This window comes from Aquabacterium sp. (assembly GCF_021768455.1).
Taxonomy (GTDB): Bacteria; Pseudomonadota; Gammaproteobacteria; order Burkholderiales; family Burkholderiaceae_C; genus Aquabacterium.
The window spans coordinates 1-19,302 of record NZ_JAIZVX010000081.1 but is presented as its reverse complement, the minus strand read 5'-3'; the positions used below and the strand labels follow the sequence as shown (position 1 = coordinate 19,302).

Here is a 19,302-nt window from a genome sequence, read left to right as displayed (position 1 = left end):
CAGCTGGTCGCGCAAGGCCTCGATCTCTTTCGAAAACGCCCCACCCAGCGAACGGCTGGCCGACCGGGCCGCGGCCTCGGTGCTGGCGTCGATCAGGTCAGCGATGGCCTCGGCCTGGGCCAGGTCGATCTTGTCGTTCAGGAAAGCACGCTGGGTGAACTCGCCCGGCTCGGCCAGGCGCAGACCAGGCAGACGCTCACGGCCGGTGGCCAGGTCGCGTTCGGCCGCCGCCGCCAGGCAGCGCGCCAGCAAGAGCTGCATCACCACCGGGCCACCGTGACCCTGCAGCTCCAGCACGTCTTCGCCGGTGTAGCTGTGCGGACCGGGGAAGTAGAGCGCCAGGCCATGGTCCAGCGCCTCGCCGTTGGCGTCCTTGAACGGGCCATAGGTGGCCACGCGTGGCGACAGCGCCCGGCCGCACAGGGCCTCGGCCAGCGGCATCAGCCCCTTGCCCGACACCCGCACGATGCCCACGGCGCCCCGCCCGGATGCGGTGGCCACCGCCACGATCGGCACATTGCGTTCCGCCCAAGACATCGACAGCTCTCCTTACTCCACAACCCGCCATTGTCGCCGCACGCCCCCCTGCCTGCGGGTCCCACCGCGCAAACCCCGATGACCACGGGCGAAGGCCCGCCCTAACCTCCCGCGATCAACGAGGTTCATTCATGTTGCGACGTCTGCTCAGCTGGGCCTTCATGGGCGGCTCCCTGGCCGGTGGCATCTACACCGTGCTGCACTTCGGCTTCGACCCGGCGCCCATCGCCACCCACTTCCTCTTCCCCTATTACGCGGTCTGCGTGCTGATGCAGTACGTCTGGCCCGAGCAGCCCAACCGCTTCGAACCCGGCGAGGTGCTCAACGACAGCCTGCACAACGTCGCCCTGGTGGTGATCACCAGCGTGCAGAACTTCCTGATCCACGCCCTGGTCGCCGCCACCGGCACGGGCCTGCTCTTCCAGCACGGCGTGCTGCCCGAAACCTGGGCCGCCCACCACCTGCCGCTGTGGGCCCAGGTGCTCGTCGCCTGGCTGGTGTTCGACTTCATGTTCTACGTCACCCACCGCATGGGTCACGAGGTGGACTTCCTCTGGCGCTTCCACAGCGTGCACCACTGCGCCCACCGCCTGAGCGTGCTCAATGCCAGCCGTGCCCACCCGGTCGACCTGGTCTGGCGCCGCCTGGTGCCGGTCTTCGTCACCTTCCAGACCGGGGTCAGCCAGGAGGCCTTCATCCTGAGCGGCGTGATCGGCAGCGTGCTGGCCACCATCACCCACATGAACGTGCGCTTCAGCTTCGGCCCGCTCAACTACCTGATCGGCAGCAACGAGATCCACCGCTGGCACCACTCCAACCAGATCGAAGAAGCGCGCAACTTCAGCATCGTCATGCTCTGGGACCACCTCTTCGGCACCTTCGTCTACCCACAGGGTCGCGCCCGTCCCGAGCGGCTGGGCCTGTTCAACGAACACGCCTACCCCGTTCACCACTACCTGAGCCAGATGGCCCTGCCCTGGCGCTGGCGGCGCATGAAGGCGCAGCAACTGCAACAGGCCCCGGCCCCTGTTCACGCGCCGGTCGCGCCCACCGCCCACTGAACCAGCGCTGGGCCGTTGCAGAAAGGCCCCAAAAAGGGTGCCCACTTTGTCACACCCAGGTTCAGGGTTTGTACTAAGATCGTGACATATTGCGCTGCACCATGGCGCGCTGTGCCCAGACAAACCGGAGGACCCTCGATGTTGACCTACATGCAGGACTTGCTGCAATTCGGCCAGAACGGCAGCGGCGACGCCCCCCTTTGGATGCTCTTCCTGGCCATCGGCATGGGTGCCTCCGTCATCTTGGGCCGACTGCCCCGCAACTGAGGGCCTTGCGCCCCGAGGCGTCTCGCCAGGGTCGCCCATGAAAAAAGCCGCCGGGCCGTGAGGCCTTGGGCGGCTTTTCTTTTGCCTGGGTGCCCCCGGGCCGACCGAGCCCCCTGAAGGGCCCGGATCAGGGCGATCAATTGGTCACGCCGAGCTGCTTGTTGATCATCCACTGCTGGGCGATCGACAGCAGGTTGTTGGTCAGCCAGTACAGCACCAGGCCGGCCGGGAAGAAGAAGAACATCACGCTGAACAGCAGCGGCATGATCCACATCATCTTGGCCTGGACGGGGTCCGGCGGTGTCGGGTTCAGCCAGGTCTGCAGCAGGGTCGAGGCCGTCATCAGGGCCGGCAGCACAAAGTACGGGTCCTTCACCGAAAGGTCGGTGATCCAGCCGATCCAGGGTGCGTTGCGGATTTCCACCGACGACGACAGCACCGAGTACAAGGCGATGAAGACCGGGATCTGGATCAGGATGGGCAGGCAGCCGCCAATCGGGTTGACCTTCTCTTCGCGGTAGATCTTCAGCATCTCCTGCTGCATCTTCTGCGGCTCGTCCTTCAGGTTCTCGCGCATGGCCTGGATGCGCGGGTTCAGCGCCTTCATCTTGGCCATCGAGCGGTAAGCGCTGGCGTTCAGCCAGTAGAAGGCGGCCTTGAGCAGCACCACCAGGGCCACGATCGACCAGCCCCAGTTGGCCAACAGGCCATGCAGCTTGTCGAGCAGCCAGAACAGCGGCGCGGCCATGATGTGGGTCCAGCCGTAGTCCTTGGTGTATTCCAGGCCAGGGGCCAGGGCCTTCAGCTTGTTTTCTTCCTGCGGGCCCACGAACAGCGTGGCTTCGAAAGCCTTGCTCTGGCCGGCGGCCACTTCACCCAGGTTGAACAGCATGCCGGTGGCGTACAGGTTCGGAGCGATCTGCTTGCTGAAGAACTCGCGCGGCAGCTTGTCGTTTTGCAGCCAGGCCGAAGCGAAATGGTGCTGCACCATGGCCACCCAGCCGCTGTCGTCGTTCTTCTCGAACTCGGCCTTGCCTTCGGCCAGGTGCTTGAAGTCCAGCTTCTGGTACTTGCCCTTGGCGTTGAACACGGCCATGCCGGTGTAAGCCTGCGGGCCGCCCATGAACGCCGGGCCGGGTGCGGCCTTGGCTTCGCTGCCATCGCGGGTCAGTTGCACATACAGCTGAGGCTGGATGGCGGCGGCCGAAGCGTTCACCACTTCCTGCTTCACGCCGATGGCGTAGTCGCCACGCTTGAAGGTGTAGGTCTTGACCAGCTTGACGCCGTTGACCGCCACCGATTCCAGCTTGAGCACCAGGGCATCGCTGCCTGCGGCCAGGGTGCGCTCGCCCGGCAGCACGGTGAAGGCCGTGGTGTGGTTGGGCAGCACCTGGCCGGCGCTCTGGCCCACCAGACCGGTTTCGGCCACATAGGTGTGGGTGGGCGACTTGTCCAGCAGCACCATGTTGTCGGTCGAACCGGCGTCGGCGGCATGCTTGAGCAGCTCGACCTTGACCAGGCTGCCACCGTCGGTGTCGACCGTGGCCTTGACCACATCGGTCGTGATCGTGACCAGCTCGTGCGGCACGGCCGGTGCCGATGCGCCCGAGGCGGCGGCCACGGCCGGCAGGGCAGCGCTGCCGGGCAGGCCGGATGCCGCGGCCGGGACGGCACCCGCGCTGGCCGCAGCCGAGACGGGGGCGCTGGCCACGGCGGCCGGCTCAAACAGGGAAGGTTGACCGGTGTGACGCAGCCAGCCATCCCACAACATCAGCAGTGAGACGGCGAACACCGACCACAGCAAGGTGCGACGCAGATCGTTCATGAGCGAGGTGAATCCGACGAAGGGTTGCAAAAGGAAGAAAAGAGACGCGGGGCCGCATCGGGCACCGCATCATGCCCGCCCGCGCAGCCAGGGTGGCAACGCAGCAAACGCCGCGCAGCCAGGTAGCTGCCCGCAGCGGGGCCATGGCGCGTGAGCGCTTCCAGGGCGTATTGGGAACAGGTGGGGGAAAAACGGCAGGCCGAGCCCAGCCAGGGGCTCAGGAAAAACCGATAGCCCTTGACCACGCCGATGAGCACGGCGTTGAGGCCACGGGCCAGCGGGTTCATGTGCCGCTCCCGGGCTGGACCGGCCGACTCAGGCGGGCCCACAGCTCATCGAGTTCGGCACGAACGGCAGCGCCCAGCGCGGCCGAAGCGGCACTGGGAAACTGTTGGCGGTCGAACGGCGCCTTCAGGCGCACGACCCAGCCGTCCACCTCGTCACCGTGGCGGCCGGCTGCGCGCACGGCAGGAGCGTGCCGCCTGAGCGACTCGCGGATCTGGTGGCGCAGCAGGGAGCGGGTGACAGAGCGCCGTGCCTGTTTTTTAGGCAGGACCAAGCCCAGCCGCCAGGCGTGAACGCCTGAGGCTTCCGTGGCATCGGTGCAATCATCCACACCCATGGGCGCGTCCTGACCGTGAGCTGTTGACAACTCCGCCGCGACCGGCGCCTTGTGAGGCAGGGCGTGCAGCGCAAAGTGCGCCGTGCGCGACACCGGACGGGTGCCCAAAGCCCTGTGGAAATCACTGGCTTTCAGGCTGGGTGGTCGCACGGTACAGAAGGCGTCAAAGCGAAACAAAGCCGGGTCAAGACCCGGCCTTGTTCATGCCGCAGGTTGCAAGGAACCCGCGGGCTAGGCGGATCACAGACCCAGGCGCTTGCGGCCCTTGGCGCGGCGGTTGGCGATGACCTTGCGGCCACCCTTGGTCTTCATGCGCACCAGGAAACCATGGGTGCGGGCGCGGCGGGTCTTGGAAGGCTGGTAAGTACGTTTCATGATGGTCCTTCAGGGGGCCAGCAACGCGACGCCTGTCGCAAAGCACGCGGCCCATCTTGTCTTGTGATGGCTCCCACACGATGCAATTGCCGTGGGGGCACGACCGGCTACCCGGACGAACCCGCGATTACAACAGCTTTCATCGCTTTGGTCAATGGCCCCATCACAGGGGGCCGGATTGCGCCATCTGGAACGCAGCCCGGCCCGCGGTTTGCAACGCCCGCCACCCCGCCCCGGGCCTGCCCCAAGCGGGTGCCAGGCAACCGACAAAACCTGGGCAAAAAACTGTGGATAACCTGTCGATTTCTGGGCCCGACACGCTTAGAATCCGCTCCCCTAGGAAGGACTTGTCCACAACATGAGTGCCGCCGCCCCCCCTGTCCCAGCCACCTGCTGGACGCAGTGCCAATGACCCACACATCCCCCGAATCCCAGGCCGATCTGGCCACCCTCTGGCAGCGCAGCTGCGAACGGCTTGCCGCCGAACTGCCCGAGCAGCAGTACAACACCTGGATCCGCCCGCTCCCGGCGGCCGAGGTCGCGCAAGACGGCGACACCGCCCTGGTGAGCCTGCGCGTGCCCAACCGTTTCATGCTGGACTGGATCCGCACCCAGTACAGCGCCCGCCTCGAAGCCATCCTGGGCGAATTGCACCCGGGCGCCCTGCGCCTGGACATCGCGCTGGCTCCGCGTTCGGCCGCACCGGCCAGCACGGGCGCACGCCCACCTGCGGCCATCCTGCCGGGCCGCGCCCTGCCGCCCAATGCCGTCCAGGCCCAGCCCCTGCAACCGCCCCAGGCGGCACAAGGCGGTCAGGCTTACCAGGGCCATGCCGGCGCGGCTTATGCACAGGGCAACGACGCGCCGCAACGCGCCCAGCGCTCGCACCAGGTCATGGGCCTGAATCCGGCGCTCACCTTCGACAAGCTGGTGCCCGGTCGTGCCAACCAGATGGCCCGCACCGCCGCCCTGCATGTGGCCGGCGCCCCCGGCCAGATGTACAACCCGCTGTTCATCTACGGCGGCGTCGGCCTGGGCAAGACCCACCTGATGAACGCCGTGGGCAACGCCCTGCTGGCCGACAAGCCCGACGCGCGCATCCTCTACCTGCACGCCGAGCAGTTCATCTCCGACGTGGTGAAGAACTACCAGCGCAAGACCTTCGACGAACTCAAGGCCAAGTACCACCAGCTCGACCTGCTGCTGATCGACGACGTGCAGTTCTTCGCCGGCAAGGACCGCACCCAGGAAGAGTTCTTCAACGCCTTCGAAGCCCTGCTGGCCAAGAAGGCGCACATCATCATGACGTCGGACACCTACCCCAAGGGTCTGGCCAACATCGATGAACGGCTGACCTCGCGCTTCGACGCCGGCCTCACGGTGGCCATCGAACCGCCCGAGCTGGAAATGCGCGTGGCCATCCTGATCAAGAAGGCGGCGCAGGAAGGCATCGACATGCCGGAAGACGTGGCCTTCTTCGTGGCCAAGAACGTGCGTGCCAACGTGCGCGAACTCGAAGGCGCCCTGCGGAAGGTGCTGGCCTTTGCCAAGTTCAGCCACAAGGAGATCACGATCAACCTGGCGCGCGAGGCCCTGAAGGACCTGCTGTCGATCCAGAACCGCCAGATCTCGGTGGAGAACATCCAGAAGACGGTGGCCGACTTCTACAAGATCAAGGTCGCGGACATGTACTCCAAGAAGCGCCCGGCCTCGATCGCCAAGCCCCGCCAGATCGCCATGTACCTGGCCAAGGAACTCACGCAAAAGAGCCTGCCCGAGATCGGCGAGCTCTTTGGTGGCCGTGACCACACCACGGTGCTGCACGCCGTGCGCAAGATCGCCGGGGAGCGCGGCAAGGACAGCGAGCTGAACCAGCAGCTCCACGTGCTGGAACAGACGCTCAAGGGCTGAACCCACCCCTTCCGCAAGAGGCCTTCGGGCCTCTTTTTTTTGGCTCTGTCAAGCCAACAAAGCTGTGGACAGTTTTTGAACAAGCAGGGGCTTGTCCACAGGGCTCGGCCGTTTCTGGAACTTGTTGTCACTTGTCCCCATGGCGAACAAGCCTGCGCTCCACACGCTTTTCAGGCAGACAAGTCCTTGTCAGACAAAGAGAAAACCGGGTTGTGCACAGAAAACGCTGCCCTCTACTACAACTACCAAGTTGAAACAAAGACATTGGTGTAGAGAAACAGCCGGAGAAGCCCCCTCCCCTTTTTCAAGACCGAGGAGCACATTCCAGAAGCTGGATGAGTCAAGATGAACGGACTGTGTTCAACCCGGGGCACACATAGGCTTCAAGGCAGGACTTCCGAGCGTCTCGGAGACGGTGAGAACGCGGGACTGTCAAAATCAATCTGGGCTGTCAAGCCAACAAGTCTGTGGACAAAAAAAGGACAAGCACCCGCTTGTCCACAGGGTTCGTTCACTTCTCGAACTTGTTGTCGCTTGTCCCCATCGAGAAGCCGGGTAGGATTCACACGTTTGTCCTTGGCCTAAAGCCTTGATGGATCAGGACAAAATAGCGTTGTTCACAGAAAAAGTCGTCCTCTACTACAACGACTAATTTGAAAGACCAAGATGATTGTGTTGAAAGCAGCGCAGGAAAAAGTTCTTGCCGCCCTGCAATCGGTGGCTGGCATCGTCGAGCGGCGCCACACCTTGCCCATCCTGGCCAATGTGCTGATCCGCAAAGCCGGCCCCCAGCTGGAACTCATCACCAGCGACCTGGAAATCCAGATCCGCACCACCGCCCAGCTGGACGGTGACGAAGGCGACTACGCCATCACCGTGGGCGCGAAGAAGCTGGGGGACATCCTCAAGAGCCTGCCTTCGGACCAGATCGTCTCGCTCACGGCCAACCAGGCCAAGCTGACCCTGCAAGGCGGCAAGAGCCGTTTCACCCTGCAGTCGCTCCCGGCGGAAGACTTCCCGCTGGTGCAGGAGGCCGCCGACTTCGGCCCCGCCTTCAGCGTGCCGCAGAAGACGCTCAAGCAGCTGATCAGCCAGGTGCACTTCGCCATGGCGGTGCACGACATCCGCTACTACCTCAACGGCATCCTGTTCGTGGCCGAAGGCAACAGCCTGACGCTGGTGGCCACCGACGGCCATCGCCTGGCGCTGTCTCAGGCCACGCTCGATGTGGAAATGCCCAAGCAGGAGGTGATCCTGCCGCGCAAGACGGTGCTGGAGCTGCAACGCCTGCTCAAGGACGATGGCAAGGGCAAGGAAGGCGAAGAACAGCTCATCGAGATGCGCTTTGCCGGCAACCAGGCCAAGTTCGCCTTTGGCGGTCTGGAGTTCGTGACCAAGCTGGTCGAGGGCAAGTTCCCCGACTACAACCGCGTCATCCCGAAGAACCACAAGAACCACATCACCCTGGGCCGCACCACGCTGCTGGCCTCGCTGCAGCGCGCGGCCATCCTCACGTCCGAAAAGTTCAAGGGCGTGCGCATGAACTTCGCGCCGGGCGTGCTGGGCATCGCCTCGAGCAACGCCGAGCAGGAAGAGGCCAAGGAAGAAGTCGAGATCGACTACGGTGGCGACAGCTTCGAAATCGGCTTCAACGTGGGCTACCTGATGGACGTGCTGGCCAACATGAGCCAGGACATGGTGACCGTGTCGCTGCAGGATTCGAACTCTTCGGCGCTGATCACCAACCCGGAGTTCGAGGGCTTCAAGTACGTCGTGATGCCGATGCGGATCTGAGCGTCGCCACGCGTCAAAAAGGGCCCCTTGCCACAGGGGCTAGAATGGGGGTCCCGCATGGTCACATGCCGGGCCTTTTTCCATTTCTGGGCCGACCAACGCTGGTCCCATTTCACCTGCGCCTGAACCCATGACCGAAGCCACCTCCCCCGATCAACAACCTGAGCAGCAGCCTGAGGCCCCCGTGCCCCAAACCGAGGCTCAGATTTCGGCGGGTTATGGCGAGGGCAGCATCCAGATCCTCGAAGGGCTGGAAGCGGTGCGCAAGCGCCCGGGCATGTACATCGGCGACACGTCGGACGGCACCGGCCTGCACCACCTGGTGTTCGAGGTGGTCGACAACTCCATCGACGAGGCCCTGGCCGGCCATTGCGACGACATCGTCGTGACCATCCACACCGACAACTCGATCTCGGTGACCGACAACGGCCGCGGCATCCCGACCGGCGTGAAGATGGACGACAAGCACGAGCCCAAGCGCTCGGCCGCTGAAATCGCGCTGACCGAGCTGCACGCTGGCGGCAAGTTCAACCAGAACTCGTACAAGGTCTCGGGCGGTCTGCACGGCGTGGGCGTGTCCTGCGTGAATGCGCTGTCGAAGTGGCTGCGCCTGACGGTGCGCCGCGACGGCAAGGCGCACTTCATCGAGTTCGCCAAGGGGGTGCCTCAGGACCGCGTGATCGAGGTGCGCGACGGCTTCGAAACCAGCCCGATGAAGATCACGGGCGACACCGACAAGCGCGGCACGGAAGTGCACTTCCTGCCCGACACGGACATCTTTGCCCAGAACAACGAGTTCCACTACGAGATCCTGGCCAAGCGCCTGCGCGAGCTGAGCTTCCTGAACAACGGCGTCAAGATCCGCCTGATCGACGAGCGCCACAACAAGGAAGACAACTTCGCCTACGCCGGTGGGGTCAAGGGCTTTGTGGAGTTCATCAACAAGGGCAAGACGACCCTGAACCCCAACATCTTCCACGCGCAAGGCGACAAGGTGTCCGAACAGGGCACCAACGTCGGCGTGGAAGTGGCCATGCAGTGGAACGAGAGCTACAACGAGCACGTGCTCTGCTTCACCAACAACATCCCCCAGCGGGATGGTGGCACCCACCTGACCGGCCTGCGCGCCGCGATGACCCGCGTCATCAACAAGTACATCGAAGACAACGAACTGGCCAAGAAGGCCAAGGTCGACGTCAGTGGTGACGACATGCGCGAAGGCCTGGCCTGCGTGGTGAGCGTGAAGGTGCCCGAGCCCAAGTTCTCGAGCCAGACCAAGGACAAGCTGGTCTCGAGCGAGGTGCGTGCGCCGGTGGAAGACATCGTGGGCCGCCTGCTGACCGACTGGCTGCTCGAGAACCCGATCGACGCCAAGATCATCTGCGGCAAGATCGTGGAAGCCGCCCGCGCCCGTGAAGCCGCCCGCAAGGCCCGCGACATGACGCGGCGCAAGGGCGTGCTGGACGGCCTGGGCCTGCCCGGCAAGCTGGCCGACTGCCAGGAAAAAGACCCTTCGCTCTGCGAAATCTACATCGTGGAGGGTGACTCCGCCGGTGGCTCTGCCAAGCAGGGCCGCGACCGGAAGTTCCAGGCCATCCTGCCGCTGCGCGGCAAGATCCTGAACGTCGAGAAAGCGCGCTACGAAAAGCTGCTGACCAGCAACGAAATCCTCACGCTGATCACGGCCCTGGGCACCGGCATTGGCCGTGGCGCGGGCACCGACGACTTCAACCCGGACAAGCTGCGCTACCACCGCATCATCATCATGACCGACGCCGACGTGGACGGCGCGCACATCCGGACCCTGCTGCTGACCTTCTTCTTCCGCCAGATGCCGGAACTGGTCGAGCGCGGCCACATCTACATCGCGCAACCGCCGCTTTACAAGGTCAAGCAGGGCAAGCACGAGCAGTACCTGAAGGACGCTTCGGCGCTGGACGAGTACCTGCTGAAGGTGGCGCTGGACGGTGCTTCGGTGGAGCCGGGCGCCGGCAAGGCCGTGATCAGTGGCGATGCCCTGAACGAGCTGGCCAATGCCTACCTGACGGCCAACCACGTGGTCGAACGCCTGGGTGCCTGGATGGACATCGAGGCCTTGCGCGCCATCGCCAACGGCCTGAGCCTGAACCTCGACACCCTGGCCGATGCCGAAGCCAGCGCCACGGCGCTCAAGGCCGCGCTGGGCACCGCCGAGGTGACGGCCGAGTTCGACGCCCGCACGGACAAGCACATCTTGCGCATCAGCCGCATCTTCCACGGCAACACCAAGTACAGCATCATCAATGCCGACTTCGTGCACGGTGCCGATTACGCAGCGCTGGCCAAGGCCGGCACCACCTTCAATGGCCTGCTGACGGCCGATGCCGTGGTGCGCCGCGGTGAGGGCGAGAAGGCCAAGGAGCAGAAGGTCGGTGACTTCCGCGCCGCCATGGCCTGGTTGCTGCAACAGGCGGAAAATGCCGTGGCCCGTCAGCGCTACAAGGGGCTGGGCGAGATGAACCCCGAGCAGCTGTGGGAAACCACGATGGACCCGAACGTGCGCCGCCTGCTGCGCGTGCAGATCGAAGACGCCATCGAGGCGGACAAGGTCTTCACCATGCTCATGGGCGACGAGGTGGAGCCGCGCCGCGATTTCATCGAGACGAATGCGCTGAGGGCGGCGAACATTGATGTGTGATGTTGTCGGATGCCACAAAAAGTGAAATCTGTGCCAAGTAAGTGAAAAATTACTGCCACAGATAGTGAAAGAGTCCGACAGATTCCGAACATGAAAACGCCCGGTAGAGCCGGGCGTTTGGTTTGGCGGATAGGGCGAGCTTGAAATCGGCTAAGGGGTGCTGGGGTTCTGTAAGCTCAATTCCGGCTTTAGGCTGATCCGAGTCATTCGCTGGCGGCTGCCCTACTGGCCACTACCGCCGTAACCGGACGTTCGAGGGTTCATGGCATTCGCGACCGAAGTAAAGCCCAGACCGGTCGCTCAGTCAGCAGCCACTGAAATCCGGAGCAGTGTGACGAAAGATGCTTGGAGTGATCGAGCGCATGCCCGTTGATTGGTATCCTCTTCCACCAAAATCTAGATGCAGGGGGACGTATGGCGTGGACCGAGGAGTGGCCTTTTCAGGCGCTGGCATTAACTGGAGGCGGCTACAGAGGCCTTTTCACAGCGCGGGCACTACAGGAAATAGAAGATCACATCGGGGAACCCATCGGCCGTCGATTTGATCTCTCGTATGGCACCTCGATTGGTGGAATCATCGCGCTGGCCGTGGCGTTCGAAGTCCCCATGCAGAAGGTGGTCGAAGCCTTCGAGAAATCGGGCGAGAAGATCTTCCCGTCGCGGGAGAAACCGACTGGTAGTTGGGGCAAGGGCAAGGACATCTTTGATCACCGGAGCAAGCCTCGATACCGGTCGGATGACCTGAGGGACGTGATCACCAGCCTCATCCCCGGGAACGCCACACTCAATGACGCCATCCACGCGGTGGGCATCCCCGCGGTGAACGTCACCACCGGCAAGCCCCAGGTCTTCAAGACCCGGCACAAGGCGGAGTGGACGCGCGACTGGAAGTACAAGGTGGTGGACGTGGCGCTGGCCACCTCGGCCGCCCCGACATTCTTCGAGCTAGCCGAGGTCGATGGCCAGCGCTATGCCGACGGCGGGCTGTACGCCAACGCGCCCGACCTGTTGGCACTTCATGAGGCCGAGCACTTCTTCGGCGTGCCTAGCACCGCCGTCCGCATCCTCAGCGTCGGCACCACGACCAACATGTACTCGCTGTCCTTCGATTCCGGTCGCGAGCTGGGTGTCTTGGATTGGATGGACGACAACCGCCTGTTCTCCGTCACGATCTCTTCGCAGCAGCAACTGGTGGACCAGCTGATGCAGCACAAGCTGAAGGATCGCTACCTGCGGCTCGACGCGTTGCCATCGAACGAGCAAGCCAAGGACCTCGGCTTGGACGTTGCGACAGAAGCGGCACGACGCACGCTTACGGCCCTGGGCAAAAGGGCGGCAAGCGACATCCTCAACACCAAGTTGGCGCCGTTCCTGGAGCACAAGCCCCAGATGGTCCTGGTGCGGGGCGGCTAAGGTGGGGCGCGCCAGCTCTCTGTTCAACGGCGCCGGTGAACAGACCCTGATCAACCGCGTCAGCCCCACGGAGCAGCAGCGCGAGTTCCTGCGGACCAGCTGGAATGAGCTGGCTGAGCATCTGAAGGTGTCGCTCAAGGCCAAGCACGGCTACACGATCTCCACGTGGCTGCAGGGCTCCTACAAGTACGGCACCCTGATCAAGCCCGTCCACTCGGACGAGGAGTACGATGTCGACTTGGGCGTCTACTTCGAGTGGGGCAAGGGCGCCGAGATCGAGCCGACGGCCGATCAGTTGCGTCGCTGGGTCCAGCAGGAACTCGTCGACTACCAGCCCCAGTGCCCGACCATGCGGCACGTGGCGAAGCCCCCCAAAGAGCGTTGCTCGCGGGCGTCGTACGAACACCAGTTCCACATCGACACCCCGGTCTACCACCTCAACACCGACACCGACAAACGGCGCCTGGCTTGCCTGACCAAGGGTTGGGAGGACAGCGATCCCAAGGCCTTCCATAAGTGGTTCCGGGACGCGCGCACAGGCGGTCAGCGGGACCAGCTGCGACGCTTGATCCGCTACCTGAAGGCCTGGGCCGCGCTGTCGTTCGATGACATCCCGGATTCGCGCCCGACCTCGATTCTGCTCACAGTGCTGGCCACCGAGGCCTATGCCGACATCGGTCTCGCCCTCCTTTTCGGCGTCGAGGATGACGACGCCCTGATCTCCATCATTAAGACGATCCATGATCGGCTGAACAAGGATCGCAGCGTCCAGAACCCGGCCACCAAGGCCGACGAGGACCTGAATCGGATGAGCGCAGAGGCCTGGATGGCCTTCCTACCGCGGCTCGATGCGCTGCTGGACATCGCCCAGCGCGCTGAAGAGGCTGAGGGAGAGCCGGCGGCAGCCCTGATCTGGACCGAGGCGTTCTCGTTCCTGATGCCGCTGCCGGAGGTGGACGAGGTCGACCTAGTGGACGAGCAGACGTCGCGCGCGCTAATGCAGCTGCCCGACATCGACATTGCGGTCTACACAGGGACTGGAGATAAGCGCCGCTTCGTGGCCAATCACCGCAACCAGGTGGCCGGGGTCGCCAAGGGTTGTACGCTGGTGTTCTCGATCGCCAACTCCCACATCCTCCCGCTGTTCTCCACCATCGAATGGACGGTGCGCAACGAGGGGTTGGACGCCGAAGCAATTAGCGACCTCGGACATCGCAGAATGGGGATGGGTTTGCTGCAGGTTGAAGAGCGCACGCGCTACCAAGGCACTCATCACATGGACTGCATCATCCGCGTCAACGGTCAGGTCTACGCCGTGCGCCGGGTGCCGGTTACCATCCGCGACGTTCACCAAGTTCACAGGGCGCAGCAGCCTTCATACACGCGACTGAGCATCAGACGCCGACGTTGATTCGCATCGAGTAACCAAGTTGATTGACGTGAGGACCACGAGGGTTGAATCCCATGCTTCATTAAGTCTATGTACTCATCCGACATAGGGTCGGAGCAATTCCCGTTTGCCGTCGCTGTAGGCCAACTCCACGTGCAGGCCGTGCCGGCCCACTATGACGGCCAGCAATGGCCGCTTGTCAGCTCGGTTCTTGGCCAGCTTCTTCCACTCGTTCAGGTCGATGTTGGAGGGGATGGGGACGTCCTGCGGGTGGGTGTGCCACTCGCCGATGTAGCGGGTCGTGCCGCCGCTGGAATACCAGTAACGCCTGGCAACGGCTCGGTGCCCAAACGGCAACCGTTCAAAGAGGTAGCGGAGCTGACGGTCCAGGCGCGTCGGCTTGGTGGCCAGCGTGACTAGCAGCCCCTTCTGATGAACGGTGCCAAGCAGGACGCCGCCGCTCTCCGGCAGATTGCCAACCTGAATGTGCCGCTCGAACATGCTCAAGACCTCGTCGGAAAAGTTCAGCAGTAGGCTGCCATCGTCCAGCGTCCAGTCGCTCACATGGCGCATGCGGGGCACCCTTCGGACCGTTGGGGCGAGCAGTCCTTGAAATGGACCTCGCGCTGCAGATCAAGCACCCGCGTCCTGAAGCTGGGCGACTCGGCGCCGTCCAGCCAGGCCTGCACCATCTCCATGGCTAGCGCGGCGGCCTGGACGGACGCGGTGGCGGGGAAGGGGACATACAGGCCTTCGCAGCCGTGCCCCTTCATGATGACCTCCGGCGGCACGTCGAACACGCGGTACTGGTCCTTCAAGGGCGGCTGCGAGATGCACCGCGCGCAGGCGTGCTCAGGCTTGGCCTTAATCAGGGCGCGGACGGCCGCGCCGGTCCCTTCCACCCAGGCTGCCAGGAACGGTACCTTGTCGGCGTACTGCCAGGTTAGCCAGTCGGTCAGGCCCTGTTCCCCGGTGGCGTCGATCAGCAGGTTCAGAGGCCCCAGGTTCGCATCCTTGACGTCCCCAACCACGGCCACCGCGTCGATGCCGGGCGCGACGCGCCAGAGCTCCTCGCACATCGCCTCGGCCTTCTTCTTGATCAGGGCGTTGAAACCGAGCCGATGGCGTCCCAGGTTGCCCGGCTCCAGCGACCCCATGTCCACTAGTGTGAGCCTCCCGCCCCCTGTGCCCGCTCCGGCCTTGGCCAGCATCTCGGCGAGGTAGCCCCCAATGGTCCCGCAGCCGACCAGCCCGATCTTGAGCCCAGCCAGGGTCTTAGAGCCCGGCAGGTTGCGCTCGGCGAGGTAGTGGTCGTCGATGCGGCACGCGGAAATCTGCTGGATCGGCAGCCGGTAGAGAGTTTCGCGCAGTGACGGCTTGTTGCCGATGCCGGCGGGATTCCGCTGCAGGTCTACCTCGATGCCGTACTGAACTTGGGGCGAGTAGATCAGGACAAGTGCGCTCGTCGCCTTCGCCTGAAACAGCTCCAAGAGGCGCTGTTCGATCTTCTTTCTGCACCGCGGGTCCAACGTGTTCTGCCACTTCAGGAACTCCTGGACGGTCTTGGGCGGCCAGCGGTCCTGCAGCGGCATGGGTCGTGCTGTGGTGTGCACGAGGAACGCCTTCAACTCGGTCTTGGGCAGCCCCAAGCCGATGGCTTCAAACTTCGCGTGGGTCCGCTGCGTGTCGTCGGTAGCGACGCTGATCTTCCCGCCGTAGGTGTAGGCGTTCAGTTCGCCGGGCCGGCGTTCGGCGACGTCCAGCATGCACCAGCGGTGGCCCCAGGTAATGTGGAATTCCTCAGCCAGGTCCTCGACCATCTTGCCGGCTAGGATGTCTTCCAGGACCTGCTCGGCCCGGTCGAGGCAGGCCATCGTCTGCTGTATTGGGTTAAATGAGTCAAAGATGACCGAGCCCACCGCCAGGTAGCACAGGTAGCCGTCCGCACTGAGGTGGGGCTGCAGTTCAGGGCGCCCAGGTGGAACCGGTGTCAGCCAGATGCGGGGGAAATCATCGAGCGCGGGAGAGATCGCCAGCTCGCACGGGTAGTTCTTCGCCTTTAGGCACAGTTCGCCGGCGTACCTCAACCTGCCGCGCCCGTCGCGCTTCAAGTACGAGAAGCCGCGTCTTTGCAGCGCGGCGGTCAGGTCAGGGATCGCGACCCTCTGAAATTTCATCCAGCGCGCGTCCGCCCGACCAATTCGTTCGGGCCGGCGATCGCCGGAGAGGCGGCGATGGCGGCCGCCACGGCCGAAGCAGCGGCGCCCACCTTGACGCGATCAGGACGGTCTGGGAAGCGCGGGCCGAATAACCCCTGCATCCAGGTGCAGGCCTGCGCAGCGCTGCCGGCGTCCAGCGCCGCCTGCAGCCGGCGGCCCAGATCCTCAAACTGCAGTGCCGCCTCTTCAACCATATCCACCTCATCGTCAGAGGCGCGCAGGCGGTCGGTCAGTGACTCTTGCGGGTTGATCGGGTTGCTGACCCCCCTGCGCAGGGCCGAGGGCAGCTGTTTGACGACGTCAAGCAGCGCCTGGTCGTCGCGACGGTCTTGCTTCACGAACAGCGGTGCCGCCGCGGCCATCAGCAGGATTGAGCTGGGGCCGCCGGACTTCCAGATCCAGTCGCGGTACGCCTTGAGGTAGCGCACGACGCGGCGCAGTTGCTCACCTCGGGTCTCGACCTGGTCGACAAACCATTCCTTCACCGGGCGGGGGTCGGAGTGTATCCAGCCCTCCACGCGGTGGGCCAGCAGCACCTTGGTGGAAGGCAGCTCGTCCCAGCTCTCAATCGTGGCCTCGGAGAAGGCGTGGATGCCATCCAGCGCAGCGCGCCGGGTGGTCTCGGCCTTGACGAGGGTCTCGAACTCCTTGTCCGGGATCGCGTACAGGGGGATGTCGATGTGCGCGAGGTCGCTGATCTCCACGCGGATGCAGGTGGGCTTACCAGAGAGCTTCCAGCCTTTTTGCTTCACCAGGTCGGCCAGGGCCTTCTCCGCTACGCCGAAGAAGACGTCTGCCGCCAAGCTGGGGCTGTCGGTCAGGGTCAGGAAGCCAAGCGGCAGGTAGCAGCCATCATCGACATCTGCTTGCTGGGGCTCCTGCGCCGGCGCGTTCAGCGTCTTGTAGGCCCAGGAGCCTTGGGTGAAAAAGCGCGGCTGCGGAACCTTGCCAGGGTGGCCTTCCGCCGCGTAGACGCGGGGGATTCCGTCGCGCAGCGCCATCCGGACCTCGTTCTTGGCCGCGGCGATGTCCTGGCGGTCGTCGTCGCGTAGGTTCAGGTTGCCGAAGAGGCAGGGTTCATGTTCGACTTCTGTGTAAAAAAGAGCACTCAGGTTCAGCATGGATGGTCGGGCGTGAAGTGGACGGCGCAACGCGCGTCCAGTCGCGTCGCCTGCAGGCGTCGAGCCACCCGTTCCACTCCTCAACCGGCAAGCCGGCTACTGCTCCAAAGCGTGCAGTGGATGTCGACGTTAACTTACATGCGGATGAGGTTAGGATTTTCAATAGTCCCGCACATTGATTTGGGGTTTATACCCATATAGTGCAACGAGTACCCAGAGGTTGGCCCGCTCCTGGGCGGATATAGCTCGCATCTATGGTCGGTAGATAGTCAGTTGAGCACCATGGAGACCTTGCCGTTGACATCCCTTCAAGCCTTCAGCGCAGAGCAACTGGTGCGGTACGCCGCCCCCAAGCTGTCCGGCGATTTCGCCGGGCTGGGAGTGGTTTTCTACGATTCGCTGGCGGCGCTGCCGCACCTGCAACTCAAGGTCGTCGGCGACGAGTGTTTCGACCTGCCCGTTGTGGGGCTCGAGGCCATCGGCGAGGTGCTCGCCCGGACAGCGCGACGGTCATCGCCGTGGCATGACGGCTTCCATTTCGTACATGCGGGCTCTGGGGCGCTGACTCACCTGAGCCAGTTCATCGCGCCGCCGCTGCCTGGAGCGGCCGATGCCGCGCCGCAGGCCGGTGGTGCCCGACACATGACGGCGCTGCTGGCCTCGAAGGTGGCCGGCGTCGTGGCCATCGGGCTTCTGACCCACGAACGCGTCGCTTCCATTTATGAAGCCGGCCGACTGATCTTGAGCGAGACCTTTTGATGCTGCCCGTGAGCCTGACATATGACGACCTTCTGCGGCTACTCAAGTACTGCGGCGGCGTCGTGCTGCTAGTGTGCGGCGTCATCCTCTTGTTCCGCCTGCCAGAACTGCAAGCGCACCCGGTGAAAGTCATCTGGCAGAGTGCTTCCACTGCTCTGACCGTGCCCCCATTGCTGCTCTGGGCACTGTCAAAGGTGGAGTGGAAGCACCCCCGCATCGCCAAGCTCATGGGCAAGCGGATGGTCCATGGGCTGTGGTGGGGTGAGCTGAAGTCCGAGTTCAAGGCGTCGGAGAACGCTGATCCGCTGCCGCCTATCCCTATCGCGTTCGTGATCAAGCAGAGCTACTTTTTCCTGACGATCCAGTCGTATACGCCCAGCGTGCCAGCCGAGTCCATGATGGAGAGAATGGTGGTTCAACCGCGGAACTCGGTGGGGCAGCTGCAGTATGTCTTCGAAATGCGGCGCCTGCAGGATGCCGAAGACAAGATCACCGTCGGCTATGGGGACCTCCGGCTCACGTCGAGCGACACGCGGCTGGAGGGCTACTATTGGACCAACTCGCCCACTCGGGGGCACATTTCGCTGGATCTCCTGACGCGAAATTTCAGCGGAATCGACTCGTTCGCCGATGCCGAGAAGGCCCGCGCGGAGTCGCTGAAGATTAAGGATTCGGCTGCTGTGTAGCCAAATCCGACGGCTTTCGTCATCGCGCAGTATTTGAATCGGGCCGGTAGCGTCGGTTTACCAACGGAGACAGTAGTCGTTTGACCGGTTTGGCCTACCGTCGACTGCTCGCCCATAAGCGGGCAAAGAGCAAGAACAACCGGTGCCTTACGGATGACTGCAACGCTACAGAGAGCGTGCGTTGAGATCGGCACGTCGGCGGACTGCAACCGCTGCGTTGCAGAAACCCACGGGCATAAACGATGCCCGCGCCAAGGCATCGGCGTATGAGGGGGCAGAAAATTTTTTCTCCTTTAAATTGCGCGGCGTAGGTGTTGTATCCGCACGGGGGCTCAAATCGACGCCTCGCCTTAACCATCTGAAATCACACCGTTTTTTCATTTGGCTGGCATACCAAAGTAAGCACCTTGGCCGCCAAAAACTCCTTTTTGGTCAATGACTTAGAGAATCTCGCGCTCTTGACACCGCAATCGGCGGTATCTACTCTCATAGCCGGTTATCACCGCATGCGAAGTCATGAGCCCGTTCGCCCACTACCTTCATGAGCTGAGGTGTTGGCGCCGACCGAAAACTGAGCCACTTATGAGGGGTGTGCCGATCTAAAACTGAGCCAGGTGTTCAACCTACTCTGCTGCTTTTTGATGC

Annotated in this window: 16 protein-coding genes and 1 pseudogene; 9 read left to right on the top strand and 8 right to left on the bottom strand. The window is 63.5% G+C overall.

All coding sequences use genetic code 11. From position 1 onward, the window contains the following. A pseudogene (locus tag QZ994_RS11895) lies at nucleotides 1-537 on the bottom strand (tRNA uridine-5-carboxymethylaminomethyl(34) synthesis GTPase MnmE); the annotation flags it as partial. A gap of 131 nt (nucleotides 538-668) precedes the next feature. On the opposite strand from QZ994_RS11895, the gene QZ994_RS11890 reads away from it, so the two are divergent. Next, nucleotides 669-1,598 (top strand): sterol desaturase family protein, encoded by a 930-nt coding sequence (locus tag QZ994_RS11890; protein ID WP_290871652.1) that lies wholly within the window; start codon nucleotides 669-671, stop codon nucleotides 1,596-1,598. A gap of 138 nt (nucleotides 1,599-1,736) precedes the next feature. After that, on the top strand, nucleotides 1,737-1,865 hold the full coding sequence (locus tag QZ994_RS11885; protein WP_290871651.1) for a hypothetical protein: 129 nt from the start codon (nucleotides 1,737-1,739) through the stop codon (nucleotides 1,863-1,865). 136 nt (nucleotides 1,866-2,001) lie between these two features. On the opposite strand, the gene yidC is transcribed toward QZ994_RS11885, so the two are convergent. The 4 genes from yidC to rpmH form a co-directional block, all read right to left on the bottom strand. Then, complete coding sequence (gene yidC, locus QZ994_RS11880; RefSeq protein ID WP_290871650.1) at nucleotides 2,002-3,690, bottom strand: membrane protein insertase YidC; 1,689 nt, start codon at nucleotides 3,688-3,690, stop codon at nucleotides 2,002-2,004. Continuing rightward, nucleotides 3,687-3,977, bottom strand: a complete 291-nt coding sequence (gene yidD / locus QZ994_RS11875; protein WP_290871649.1) for a membrane protein insertion efficiency factor YidD — start codon at nucleotides 3,975-3,977, stop codon at nucleotides 3,687-3,689. Before yidD ends, yidC begins: the two co-directional genes overlap by 4 nt. After that, nucleotides 3,974-4,462 (bottom strand): ribonuclease P protein component, encoded by a 489-nt coding sequence (locus QZ994_RS11870; RefSeq protein ID WP_290871648.1) that lies wholly within the window; start codon nucleotides 4,460-4,462, stop codon nucleotides 3,974-3,976. The genes yidD and QZ994_RS11870 overlap by 4 nt, the downstream gene beginning before the upstream one ends. Nucleotides 4,463-4,552: 90 nt before the next feature. Then, nucleotides 4,553-4,687, bottom strand: a complete 135-nt coding sequence (rpmH, locus tag QZ994_RS11865) for a 50S ribosomal protein L34 (RefSeq protein WP_290729357.1) — start codon at nucleotides 4,685-4,687, stop codon at nucleotides 4,553-4,555. Between the two features lie 408 nt (nucleotides 4,688-5,095). On the opposite strand from rpmH, the gene dnaA reads away from it, so the two are divergent. The 5 genes from dnaA to QZ994_RS11840 all read left to right on the top strand — a co-directional run bounded on the left by dnaA (nucleotide 5,096) and on the right by QZ994_RS11840 (nucleotide 13,893). Next, the gene (dnaA, locus tag QZ994_RS11860; RefSeq protein ID WP_290871647.1) at nucleotides 5,096-6,598 is read left to right on the top strand and encodes a chromosomal replication initiator protein DnaA; all 1,503 of its coding nucleotides are present in this window, start codon (nucleotides 5,096-5,098) and stop codon (nucleotides 6,596-6,598) included. 666 nt (nucleotides 6,599-7,264) lie between these two features. Next, nucleotides 7,265-8,392 carry a DNA polymerase III subunit beta gene (gene dnaN / locus QZ994_RS11855; RefSeq protein WP_290871646.1) on the top strand — a complete coding sequence of 376 codons (1,128 nt, stop codon included), beginning with the start codon at nucleotides 7,265-7,267 and terminating at the stop codon, nucleotides 8,390-8,392. A gap of 130 nt (nucleotides 8,393-8,522) precedes the next feature. Continuing rightward, complete coding sequence (gene gyrB / locus QZ994_RS11850) at nucleotides 8,523-11,069, top strand: DNA topoisomerase (ATP-hydrolyzing) subunit B (protein ID WP_290871645.1); 2,547 nt, start codon at nucleotides 8,523-8,525, stop codon at nucleotides 11,067-11,069. A gap of 414 nt (nucleotides 11,070-11,483) precedes the next feature. Then, nucleotides 11,484-12,482, top strand: a complete 999-nt coding sequence (locus QZ994_RS11845) for a CBASS cGAMP-activated phospholipase (protein WP_290871644.1) — start codon at nucleotides 11,484-11,486, stop codon at nucleotides 12,480-12,482. A gap of 1 nt (nucleotide 12,483) precedes the next feature. Then, nucleotides 12,484-13,893, top strand: a complete 1,410-nt coding sequence (locus QZ994_RS11840) for a CBASS cGAMP synthase (protein WP_290871643.1) — start codon at nucleotides 12,484-12,486, stop codon at nucleotides 13,891-13,893. 75 nt (nucleotides 13,894-13,968) lie between these two features. Here QZ994_RS11840 and QZ994_RS11835 read toward each other — a convergent pair whose 3' ends face one another. From QZ994_RS11835 to QZ994_RS11825, 3 genes are read right to left on the bottom strand one after another with little or no spacing between them, the layout of a single operon-like run. Next, complete coding sequence (locus QZ994_RS11835) at nucleotides 13,969-14,445, bottom strand: Mov34/MPN/PAD-1 family protein (protein ID WP_290871642.1); 477 nt, start codon at nucleotides 14,443-14,445, stop codon at nucleotides 13,969-13,971. Beyond that, complete coding sequence (locus QZ994_RS11830) at nucleotides 14,433-16,049, bottom strand: ThiF family adenylyltransferase (protein ID WP_290871641.1); 1,617 nt, start codon at nucleotides 16,047-16,049, stop codon at nucleotides 14,433-14,435. The genes QZ994_RS11835 and QZ994_RS11830 overlap by 13 nt, the downstream gene beginning before the upstream one ends. Further along, nucleotides 16,046-17,212, bottom strand: coding sequence for a CBASS cGAMP synthase (locus QZ994_RS11825; RefSeq protein ID WP_290871640.1), 1,167 nt, complete (start codon nucleotides 17,210-17,212; stop codon nucleotides 16,046-16,048). The genes QZ994_RS11830 and QZ994_RS11825 overlap by 4 nt, the downstream gene beginning before the upstream one ends. Before the next feature lie 273 nt (nucleotides 17,213-17,485). Between QZ994_RS11825 and QZ994_RS11820 the strand changes: the two genes are divergently transcribed. Both QZ994_RS11820 and QZ994_RS11815 read left to right on the top strand, forming a co-directional pair. Continuing rightward, nucleotides 17,486-17,971 (top strand): hypothetical protein, encoded by a 486-nt coding sequence (locus QZ994_RS11820; protein WP_290871639.1) that lies wholly within the window; start codon nucleotides 17,486-17,488, stop codon nucleotides 17,969-17,971. Next, a complete protein-coding gene (locus tag QZ994_RS11815) occupies nucleotides 17,971-18,657 on the top strand; it encodes a hypothetical protein (RefSeq protein WP_290871638.1) in 687 nt (228 codons plus the stop codon). The genes QZ994_RS11820 and QZ994_RS11815 overlap by 1 nt, the downstream gene beginning before the upstream one ends. Nucleotides 18,658-19,302 lie beyond the last annotated feature (645 nt).